We start from the raw sequence: 10,538 nt of genomic DNA, 5'->3' as shown, positions 1-10,538 counted from the left end.
CTCCAGAGCATTACGCTCATCTTGAGGGAAGCACTAATCTTCGTCCAATACCTGCACGGTCACTGGGGTCCATCTCTACGCTCTACTCATTGATTGTCTTCTTACTGCCTATTATCGTTATCGTTATTTCGTATCGTTATCGTTATTTCGGACCTTTGGCTGACGTCTTCGCGCCACATACCTCAGTCCTCTGCGAGCCCGCGCCTCTGCGCGCACCAACTCGCACGCTATCAATCAATTAAACTATCAATAGCGAATGTGATTACGCTGAACACTACCCGTCTTGAGAAGCTGCTTGCCATACATTTACGGTAAACGGGATTAATCGAGCGGCAAGCAGGACTCACCCGCAGCGAACTCTAGGTGAGTTAACTCCCAACAGATTCCAGGCGGGGACTTGTGGGCAAATAAAGGTCATTATTAAAGCCTGTGAGGAATCACTCACTATCTAACGCTGCTCTGCCACCTGCTCTGGCGAAACTACCCCCGCCTCGTGTCCCCAGGCGCTTCGTATATAGCTTAGCAATGCCGCAGCCTGCTCATCGCTCAGCTTATTGGCATAGGGCTCCATGCGCTTCCAGCCTCGGGACATCCATTCGCTCGAGGGCGGTGTGTGCGGCAGCTGTGCACCATAGAGCGTGATATTAATGAGCGTCGACGGATCAACATCCAATACCACGGGACTCCACAGCACGGGCGGTCCGGTTTCTGGCGACCCCTCTCCTGTCGGCAAGTGACAGGTACCGCAGTGAATATCGTACTGAACCGAACCGGCCCTCAGAACATCATCGCTTGCCGGTTTGCCGCTCTCTTGCGAGTTAGGCGCTAAACTCTTCAGATACACGGTCATCGCATTCACATCTTCGACGGACATGTGTCGAGTACTGTTCACGACCACGTTGTTCATGGGTCCGAACACACCCGAGCGCTCGCTGAATCCCAGCTTTAAATAATCCGCGATGTCGTCGTGAGACCATTGACCCAGACCATTGTCTGCGGAGGTCAGATTAGGCGCAGACCAGGCTGACAGTTTTCCCTCAACCCGCTCCATGTAGACGCCACCGGTCATAACAAGATCAGCATCAACACCACCGAGCCCATTACGCGGGGAGTGACACATAGCACAATGACCCAGGCCTTCTACAAGGTAAGCGCCGCGATTCCATTCCTCGGACTGGGCGGGATCCGGCTCAAAGCGGCCCTCGTCAAAAAATGCCGACTTCCACACGCCCAAGCCCCAGCGTTGGTTGTAGGGGAACCCCAAGTCGTTTTCGGGCGGTGCATAAGACACAGGCTCCATGCCCTGAAGGTGCGAATAGATCGCAGCAATATCTTCATCGCTCACTTTGGTAAACGCGGTATAGGGAAACACCGGATACAGATGACTTCCGTCTGGCCGCTCACCCTCTCGCATGGCCGCGGTGAACTCTTCGAGACTCCAATCACCAATACCGGTCTCTGAATCCGGGGTAATGTTCGTTGAATAGATCTTGCCAAAGGGTGTTTCGAAGTCGAGGCCGCCCGCCATGGGAGCCCCACCCTCACGGGTGTGGCAACTGACGCAGTTCCCCACAGCCGTAAGATATGCCCCTCTATCGCCGGGATCCAGCGTCGCAGGCTCCGCCGCACCATTGGCGAAGCTGTCTGCACTGATAGCCGAGGCTATCGCGAAAAGATATACCCAAAGCCTCAAGATGCCGCACTCCATGAATCGCAAAAACCCGCGGGGTTCACTGCATTGCCATCGAAGATACCGCAGCTACCGCAACCTCCGGCAGCGCCACTAAAGAACGCACAGCCCGAGCAGGTTTTAGCCGGGTCGGAGGACAGCTCTGTGTAGCGCAGCGTCTTTCGCACGCTCTCCTGCGCTGAGGTCATGTCCTCAGGATCAGCGCAAACAGCCGTGATCTCTTGGCTGCCATTGCCGCTGCTGTCGCAGGCAGCCAACCCCAATAACAGACTCCCGGCAACGGGCACCTGCAGGCCACGCAAAAGCACAGTCCGTCGTGATATGTTTTTATCCATTATCTACCTCTGCCAGCGACTAGCGACCGGCTGCCGCCTTGCCACGCTTGATTGCTTCCTGTGCCTCAGGTCCATAAGCCAGCAAACCCAGGAATCCCTGCTCTACCCGCTGCGCTACGGACTCCGGATCAACAGTCGTCAGGTTTGGTTTGCCCACTCGCTTACTCTGGACAAGAACCTGTTGATTGATGACCTCGGCCGCAGCTCGGTCTCCGCCCAGGGCACTCGTCAGACTGCCAATGCCACACACCAATGCGCTGAAGCCCGGGAGATTAGCTATCTTTTCCAGCTCGGTGAAGACATCCGGGTCCTCAATAATCAGCATGGCAACGATGTCGCCGTCAGGATTTGCGGGTGACCACACATTCGCCCCTTCAAAAAAGGAGACCGCGGCACGGGCCTCTTCCAGATTCATTACATGGGGAATCACCACCCCGTTAGCGCCCATGGCCAGAAGCTCCTTGACCCGCGCTCTGGCGGCAGCCTCGCCATCAACATAGATCGGTGGGATGCGCACAAGCAAAGGGAGTTGCTCAGCATCCCTCGCACCCTCACGAATACCCTCGCTAACATTTCGCGCGGCGCTCGCGTCGTACTCTTGCTCAAGGCTCAAAAACGCAAAATCCAGCAAAGTGTTGGCGGCGAGATCCAAGCCAGTCTGTACCGAATAGCCTGATGATTGATGGCTGTCGTCGCTAGCATCGTCGGGCTCGACTTGAGACTCCATCACAAACTGTCCAAAAGCAGGCCGCCCCGCGGCCCAAAGCTCGATCAAGCCCCGGCCACTGGGAACAGTGGTATCTGCCGCATCTGCGCTGCTCAATGCCGAGGCCAATGCCAACAACGCAGTCGTCAGGGCAACCACAAACGTTTGTCCAACTCTCATCAACTACTCCCGGGCTTACTCAGATGTTTTTTGAAGCTGCGATGAATCAGCGCTGCGCTGTATTCAACTCCATACTTTCTTCGTCCGGATGCACGATATGCACCTGATGCATCACGATATCTATCGCTGAAGATATCGCGGTATTGGCCCCCGTATCAGGATCAGGATACCCGTCCGCCAATTGCTTCATAGCGCGATACAGCGATGCCGCAGACAGCCGACCATAGCTTTGATGGTGGGTCGTCCAGTTTCGATTAAGCCGATGGCTGTACTGCTCGACATCCACATAGCCGGCAACAAGACCCGAGGCGGTCTTCGGCGTTAGCGTCAGCTGAAGCTGGAAATCCCGAAAAATATGGAAGCCGCCGCCTACACCGGGAAATGACCAGGGGAACTTCGTGCGATCCGCCGGTTCTGTGGTGAGCACCCCATCCACAATTTTGCCCTGCACCTCACCTCTAAAACTTTCGCCCCAACGCCCGTCAATTCGCTGCGTGCCGCCTGCTACAAACCCTTTGCCCGAAGCATCAGTGACAAGGTCGTCGAGGCCTCGATAGAAGTTGACGGTAACCTCATCATCGTTAGCCAGGTCGTCCACACCGGTCAGTTCGATTATCCAGCGATTGTAGGCATTGCCGTACATGAACAAGTTTGAGAAATGATAGAAGGTGCCGTCAGGACCGCGATAAATCGCAATGCAGGCAAGAGCACGATTGAGCTGATTATCAACCCCTTCGACGCCTTCGGGACTTGTGAAGTCTTCCTCAGTAACCTCGCCATCCAGGTTCAGACCGTAAGCATTGGGTCCCTGGGCAGCGTAAAAAGGAAACGGCTCTTCGGATGTTTCGAGATGAAATCGTCGCCCTTCTCTAACGAGCCGGGTATCCACCTCAGCGCGCAGCACATCCGCCTCGTCAGGAAACAACGCTGAGTATTGCTCCCGAGGTCCGATGTTGAAGCCCTGAGGACACTCTGTTTTAGCGTCCTCTGTCTGGTACAGAGACCAGTGCCGCTCAGTGATCACGTAGCCAATTCGGCCACCATTCACCGGCTCGGCGGCGGCTACCCCGGCAAAGGCCGCCGTAGAAACAAACAGTGACAGCAGCGGACGCATTATCGCGCTCGCGCGGCTTGCTTTGTAGGCATCAAAAAAGAGTGGCATTGTCTGGCTCTCCTGGGCGATCAACGCCCGTTTTTATTATGAGACTTGCTAGCGACGAAATGCGTTCTGACCAAAGTCATCTCGCAGCACGAACACTTTGTAGCCGTTGCGACGACCCGTAAACTCACCGATACCATCACCATTGGTGACCCCCGGCTCCTTATCACCCACATAGGTATAAATAGGACGCTTGCGATACGCCCACACGTGCAAGACCTTGTCTTCATCAGTGCCCACAGCGGCGAGATGCCCGGTATCAGCATCAATGGCAATCACGCTCCATAAACTGCTCTCGCTTACCGCATCAGGCGTCGCTAGTACGTAGGGGAATGTTTCTCTGCAGAGCGCCGGATCTCCATTGCCGCAAATCGCCAGCCGATAATCCTGCGACGACTCGGGGTGATCACAGGCAATCTGCGACATGGAATCATCCCGGCAATTGTAAATGTAAATTGATCGACCTCGACTGTCAGCCAGCACCTGCCCGCCGAACTCCACATCCTGCACGGTGAACTCCGCCGGCGGTGTTACAGCGCGTTGCGTATAAACATTGTGCCAACGCGGGCTCTTCCAGTTAGGTTGGTCGCTACCGACAAAGCTGCGTGTGCCCGTATCGTTGTTGTGGGTGTAGAGCGGCTGTCCGCGAAAAGCCCATTGATTAAAGCCCGAGGACTGCTTGACCACGGTCCAATCTCCGCGATCCATGGCGATACCCGGGGCAGGAACCGGCGTCCAGTCTTTAAGACACTCCTGGTCACAATTGGATTTATTGGGCTCATCGCCATCCCAGACGTAGACCGAAAACTCATCTTTGTTAAGCAAAAGCCGTCCCGTTGTACTCGGAATCACTTTGAATCCCGCAGGGACATCTGACGGTGGCGCAATAGGCACCCGGACAACACCACCATCGGTAGGTGAACGGATCTTAGAACCGCCAAAAGTATCGCCGAGACGCTCATCCAAATGAGAGCGATAGAGCGGGTAGCCATCGTAAGACCACTGCCGATCGCCGTTGGCGCGTTCGGTGATGGTCCACTTGTCGAGCTCTTCCGCGTCCGCATCCGCGAGCAATGGAGGCCACGCGGAGGAACAGCTCACCCGTTGCAACTCGGGCAGTAACAGGTTAGGCGGGTAAGGACTCATCAATCCTGCAGAGACTTGAACAAGCTCATCTCCACAATTCGATGGACCATCTTTTCTGTCGCCGGTAGACCCATTACGCAAGGCACTCAGAGGCCACTTGTACAGTGTTCGTCCTTGCTCATCGGCGTATACCGGCCCTTCCAGGGCTGTTATCACGACCTGAATGCCAGGCGGCGTTGGTTCCTCTATGTAGGCTTCTTTTGCAGGACTCGTGGCATCCTGCCAGTACTTCGAGCCCACTTGTGAATCGGTTTTCCAGCCCGGCAGGGGTTCGGCAAGAGGGCCTGTTGATAAGGTGGCAAACGCGATCGCCACACCCAGCGCCGCAACGCGCTGTATGCTGTTTGCGCTCAAAGCTGCGTGACTAACACTCACCGACTGTTTGCCACGGACTGCGGGCCTCTCGCAATGCTGCACTCAGGCCACCACCTCAGCTACGGGTTCAGAGCTCTTGTTACTCAAAGTCCCCCAGGATGGTGTCTCGATATCGAGAAGCCGCAAAGCGGTATAGCCGACCTGCGAAACTGAGCCCCCGTTCAAATCCACATGCAGCCCACTCTTGGCCTTACCCCCTGCCCGGCCCGCAAGAAACACAGGCATTCCATCAATGGCATGGGTTCGGGCATAACCCACATCGGTGGTACCCAGAATCAATACGTTGTCTAACAGCGTTCCGTCACCCTCGGGGATTGCCTTGAAGGCAGCCACAAAGTCCGACCAGGACTCCATAGCACGGCGCGTGAACCACGACGCGTGATGCTGATAGCCCAGTTCTCCGTCCACGGGCTCTTCGTGGGTGCAGGTGTGATGGGGTTTCGGATAACCCGGCTTAATGATCGAAGAAAACGCCGCCGAGTACGTCATATTGAAAACCCGGGTTTGATCGCAGGCGACGGCCATCACCATGAGTTCCGTCATCATTTTATGGCGAAGCTTCACGGCATCAGCCGACTTATCCATGAGGGGGTTTTCTGGCGCTTCACCGGGAGCAATACAAGAAGCAATAGGCTCAGGCTTGGTGAGACGGTGGTCAAACTGTGTCTCCAACTGCCGCAGGCCCGTAAAGTACTGATCGAGACGAGCGCGATCCTCAGCACCCACGGTCTTCATCATGGCGCGGGACTGATCCATGACGCTGGAGAGAACACTTCTGCGCGCCATAAGCCGCGGATCCAGATTGAATTCCTCGGCATTGGGATCCTGGAACTCCGGGCCGAACAGTCGTTTGTAGAACTGCAGAGGCGACCACTCTGGCGCGTTGGGCGTAGCACCGTTCAAATAGCTGTAGGTGTCTCGCGCATCAGCGGTGGCAGTGGCGGTGAGAGAGTTAAACCTCGTCGCCCTGCCGATTTGCTTGGCGACAGTAACATCGATGGTTTCCGCCGGGACGATACCCACTTCAGGAGCAACACCCGTTCTGGAGACCACCCAACCTGTGAAATGGTTATTGTTGGGCGACGCGTCCGGAAATGCCGAACCATTGGTAAAGAGGTTGATGTCATCGCGTACCGGCTCCCAGGAGGCGATCTCCTCAGGCAAGTCGTAATTGGCGCCGGTCTTCTTAGGTACAAAAATATCGGCCGTACCGCCAAGGCCGTAACCCCAGGTGCCAAAGCGTACCGGCATTGGTCTGCCGGAGGCGAGCGCTGTGCCGCTGCCGTTCAAAAAGACCTCAAGAAAAGGAAGAGCAACGGACACGCCGACACCGTTCATCATGCCTTTCAGCACCCGACGTCTACTCCACTTACTCATGACAACTCTCCTGCGTACATCAACTCTCTCATTTAGTTAGAACTCGCGGAGGCAAGCTGGCCGTCCGCAGAATCTGCGTCACTGCCGCTGGCGGGATCACTTTGAATCCGCGAGAAGGCCTTGCTAAGGGCGACAGTTCGCAGCAGCTCTCGCAGTCGGTAGCCATCCTGAGCAAATTCCTCATTGAAGTAATCCATCACCGCGCGCGCCTCAAGTTCCGGCGGTCCGCCGGTGCCGTAGCTATACACACGCTGCACCAGACATCGCGGCAATTCGGGGTTTTCTCGCAGCGCCTCGCCCAAACCAAGGGCACCATCGAACTCAAAACCGTCAAGGCCACCGCTGGCATCAATCGTGGCGCCATTCTCAGTGAGCCGAAATGCGCCGGCGCCATCAAACTGCTCCAGAGACAAGCCTATGGGGTCGGTAATCCTGTGGCAGCCCGCACAGGAAGGTGTCTCAAGATGAGCCGCTACGCGCTCGCGCTGGGTGGGATAGTGAGAGTTGGGATTGGATACCACCGAAAAATCGATACCCGGGGGAGGCTCTGGAACCGTTTGACACAAGAACAGCTCTCTCAAAGCCTGCCCTCGTAAAGTAACCGAGCTACGACCGGGGTGCGCATGGAGCGACAAAAAGCTCACCTGAGTGAGCAGCCCACCACGAGGACTGTCCTCGGGGAAGGTGTAAGGCGACCAACCAGGTTGCGCAGGTACACCATAAATAATCGCAAGCGCCGGCGACATGAAAGAAGACCGGGTCGTGAACAGGTCGCGGTAATCCGCATCGTTAACCAAAAGGTGATCGATGGTGGTTCTCAGCGTTTGCTCGCGCGCGTCTTCCGCGGTGACGCCGGTAAATTCCGGGTAGATCGTCGAGTCCTTGGCAAGGGTCTTTACTTCTTCGAAGGCAAACATGTCATCGAAGAACGCGCGCATGCCTTGCGTCAGACGGGGGCTCGCCAGCATCCGCTCTACCGCACGTTGGATACCGCCCTCGGATTGCAGCTCTCCACTTTCCGCTGCCGTTAGCAGCTCGTCATCGGGGCCCGCATTCCACAGAAAAAAGCTCAGCCTGGATGCCAGCGAATAAGCATCCAAACGCAGCTGCCCCGGATTTTCGGGGTCTGGTTCTACGTGTTCTATGACAAACAAGCCCTCGGGACTGATGAGCATACCCTCGAGCGCGATCTCAAGACCGGCATAAAAGTCTTCAAGCTCTTCGGCGGCAACCCCCGCAAGCTCGACGTACATCGTGACTTCTTCTTCTGTGAGAGCGCGTCTAAACAAAAGTCTCCCGACCCGGGAAAGAAACGTCGAGGCACAGTCCTGGTCTGGCGCATCCAGCGCCGCTGGCTTGCAGGGAACGAGATAGTTGCGATGCGTGGCGTCGACAACCTGCTTGGCAACGCTGGTAGCTACGCCCTGTATGCCCTGCAGCTGGGCACTGCTCACACCCGCTATGGCTGCGCTATTGGCGAGCAAGCCCTCGGTACGGGCCACCGGTGCAAACTCCACCTGGAGGTCGATACCCGGACCAAAGATGTATCCGAGAGAGTTCTGATACTGCTCCGCAGTCATGAGGCTGGTGAGTGCTTGAGTTCCGGGGCTTTCAGGCTCGACAACGGACTCTGAACAGCCCGCCAGAACACACAGCGTCACCGCCCCCAGCACTGCCATGCCACAGGTACGAGCGACCCGTCGTCGCCATTCCAGCGCCACAGGCTCTTTAACGAAATCCATCTTGCAGACTTCCCATTAGCTTATTTTTATGATGTCCGGACTGCCGCGCGATAATGAGCGTCTAAACCCAGCGCCTCGCAGCCACGTAGTGCAAGGTTATAACGTGAGCACGGCATATTATGCAAACCTGATTTACCGACTAAAATCCCCGAGCTTGCCAAAGACTCGCCTTATGGAGCTGCCCCACACTATTGCCAATTTTCGCGGATGAAGTCCGTTAAACTTCCACTTTTGAAAACCTACTTTTATACAACGCTAGGCTTGGGGCTAAACCATCCGTCACGCAACAACACATCACGCGCTATTGATCGCTCTTATCCTTCTCACTGGCTGTGGTGGTGGGGGCGGCGGCAGCTCAAACAGCCCGGTATCTCCCCAGCCCCCCACGAGCGACAGCTGTGGCGTTGAATCGCAAAAGGACTTTGTGTTTTCTGTCGCACAGGATTGGTATCTCTGGTACGACGAAATGGCGAATATCAATCAGGCGGACTATGACACCGCTAGCGCTTATCTTGCGGCACTTACAGCGCCGCTGGCTGAAGATTTTCGTGATCCCGGCTTCTCCTACCTCACCACCGTGGCCGAAGACCAAGCCAATTTTACCAGCGGCGCCTTTGTCGGATTTGGCTTTCGTTTTGCCATCGACGACGGCGGCCGCTATCTCATTAGCGACGCCTTCGAGGGGGCCCCGGCGGGGCAAGCGGGGTTTATGCGGGGCGCAGAGATCCTCGCGGTAGACTCGGGCGAGGGCTTCGTCTCCATGCGCGAATATGAATACCAGGGCGCAGGTCTGGATCAAATATTTGGCGGCTCCATCGAAGGCCTGGAGCGGGGGTTTCGTTTACGTATCGATGGCGAAGTTGTCGAGGTAGTCGTGGCTAAACGGGAAGTGGACGTGCCCCCCCTCGCCGCTGCACCGCGAACGCTTGCGCGAGCTGGGCTGCCGCCGGCCGCCTACATTCACCTACGCAGCTTTACCGTATCTGCTGAATCGGCGCTGGACGACGCCTTTGCTGAGCTAGCGGATCAGGGCATCACTGACTTTATTATCGACTTGCGCTACAACAGCGGTGGTCTCGTGGATGTCGCTAGTCGCTTCATGGACCTGTTAGGCGGAGAGATTGCAGAGGGCGAAGTCGCCTTCAGCATCAGTCACAATGACAAGCGCGTGTCGGAGAACGAAGACATAAGTTTTTCGAAGCGCCCCGCCACTGCATCGCCAATTCGTATTGCCTTCATTACCAGTGAATCGACGGCATCCGCCAGCGAGCTCCTCATCAACAGCCTGGAACCCTTCGCAGAGATTGTCCTTGTGGGCAGTGACACATCAGGCAAGGCGGTAGGCCAATATGCGTTTGATCAACGCGGCTGCGACACACGGCTGCGTCTTGTGTCCTTTGAAAGTGTCAACGGCGAGGGCTTTGGAGGCTTTTATACAGGGCTCGTGGACACCGGACGCTTTACCCTGTGCGCGGTACAGGACAATTTTACCGGCGCCTTCGGCGCACCCGAGGAGGCACTCACCGAGGGTGCGCTCGCCTGGTTGAACGAAGGCGTATGCCCCACAAATGTGGGCATCACTAGTACCGGCAGAAGAACCCTCCGCAGGGGCCCTCCACCTATCGCAGGAGAAGAAAGACCGGATCGTCGTTCGACGTGGCTGCAATAGCGCTGTGTCGTGAACGAGTTTTAGCGCACTCATGGGCAAGGCAAATGTTCAGATTCGAAACGCGTTTCAAACCGAGGCTCCCAAGCCACAGAGTCTATCCGTCAGGAACAGCAAGGACTAATCAAGAAAAGTAAAAACTCGCTGAGTAAAAGATTAGAC

At 56.2% G+C, this 10,538-nt stretch carries 8 protein-coding genes; 1 reads left to right on the top strand and 7 read right to left on the bottom strand.

Going from position 1 to position 10,538, the window contains the following annotated elements; translation table 11 throughout:
• Positions 1 to 448: 448 nt before the first annotated feature.
• The 7 genes from ACTG39_RS13895 to ACTG39_RS13865 are packed head-to-tail and all read right to left on the bottom strand — an operon-like array spanning position 449 to position 8,710.
• The gene (locus ACTG39_RS13895) at positions 449 to 1,693 is read right to left on the bottom strand and encodes a c-type cytochrome (RefSeq protein WP_439108164.1); all 1,245 of its coding nucleotides are present in this window, start codon (positions 1,691 to 1,693) and stop codon (positions 449 to 451) included.
• Positions 1,690 to 2,025 carry a high-potential iron-sulfur protein gene (locus ACTG39_RS13890; protein WP_439108163.1) on the bottom strand — a complete coding sequence of 112 codons (336 nt, stop codon included), beginning with the start codon at positions 2,023 to 2,025 and terminating at the stop codon, positions 1,690 to 1,692. The genes ACTG39_RS13895 and ACTG39_RS13890 overlap by 4 nt, the downstream gene beginning before the upstream one ends.
• A gap of 19 nt (positions 2,026 to 2,044) precedes the next feature.
• Positions 2,045 to 2,911: a host specificity protein gene (locus tag ACTG39_RS13885; protein ID WP_439108162.1), complete on the bottom strand. Its 867-nt coding sequence runs from the start codon at positions 2,909 to 2,911 to the stop codon at positions 2,045 to 2,047.
• Between the two features lie 46 nt (positions 2,912 to 2,957).
• Positions 2,958 to 4,073: a hypothetical protein gene (locus ACTG39_RS13880; RefSeq protein ID WP_439108161.1), complete on the bottom strand. Its 1,116-nt coding sequence runs from the start codon at positions 4,071 to 4,073 to the stop codon at positions 2,958 to 2,960.
• 48 nt (positions 4,074 to 4,121) lie between these two features.
• Positions 4,122 to 5,591, bottom strand: a complete 1,470-nt coding sequence (locus tag ACTG39_RS13875) for a hypothetical protein (protein ID WP_439108160.1) — start codon at positions 5,589 to 5,591, stop codon at positions 4,122 to 4,124.
• 42 nt (positions 5,592 to 5,633) lie between these two features.
• Entirely contained in the window at positions 5,634 to 6,968 is a 1,335-nt protein-coding gene (locus tag ACTG39_RS13870; RefSeq protein WP_439108159.1) for a DUF1552 domain-containing protein, read from the bottom strand.
• Between the two features lie 32 nt (positions 6,969 to 7,000).
• On the bottom strand, positions 7,001 to 8,710 hold the full coding sequence (locus tag ACTG39_RS13865; RefSeq protein ID WP_439108157.1) for a DUF1592 domain-containing protein: 1,710 nt from the start codon (positions 8,708 to 8,710) through the stop codon (positions 7,001 to 7,003).
• 304 nt (positions 8,711 to 9,014) lie between these two features.
• Here ACTG39_RS13865 and ACTG39_RS13860 point away from each other — a divergent pair, with 304 nt between their 5' ends.
• Positions 9,015 to 10,379 carry a S41 family peptidase gene (locus ACTG39_RS13860; RefSeq protein WP_439108156.1) on the top strand — a complete coding sequence of 455 codons (1,365 nt, stop codon included), beginning with the start codon at positions 9,015 to 9,017 and terminating at the stop codon, positions 10,377 to 10,379.
• The last annotated feature ends 159 nt before the right edge of the window (positions 10,380 to 10,538 follow it).

The organism is Congregibacter sp., assembly GCF_965662665.1.
In the GTDB taxonomy this organism is placed as follows: Bacteria; Pseudomonadota; Gammaproteobacteria; order Pseudomonadales; family Halieaceae; genus Congregibacter.
The sequence above is the reverse complement of the archived record's forward strand: the minus strand, read 5'-3'. Positions and strand labels throughout refer to the sequence as shown.

What these genes read in the sequence shown, in the direction of transcription:
- ACTG39_RS13890 (WP_439108163.1), bottom strand. Translation starts at nt 2,025, where the DNA reads ATGGATAAAAACATATCACGACGGACTGTGCTTTTGCGTGGCCTGCAG.
- ACTG39_RS13885 (WP_439108162.1), bottom strand. Translation starts at nt 2,911, where the DNA reads ATGAGAGTTGGACAAACGTTTGTGGTTGCCCTGACGACTGCGTTGTTG.
- ACTG39_RS13880 (WP_439108161.1), bottom strand. Translation starts at nt 4,073, where the DNA reads ATGCCACTCTTTTTTGATGCCTACAAAGCAAGCCGCGCGAGCGCGATA.
- ACTG39_RS13870 (WP_439108159.1), bottom strand. Translation starts at nt 6,968, where the DNA reads ATGAGTAAGTGGAGTAGACGTCGGGTGCTGAAAGGCATGATGAACGGT.
- ACTG39_RS13865 (WP_439108157.1), bottom strand. Translation starts at nt 8,710, where the DNA reads ATGGATTTCGTTAAAGAGCCTGTGGCGCTGGAATGGCGACGACGGGTC.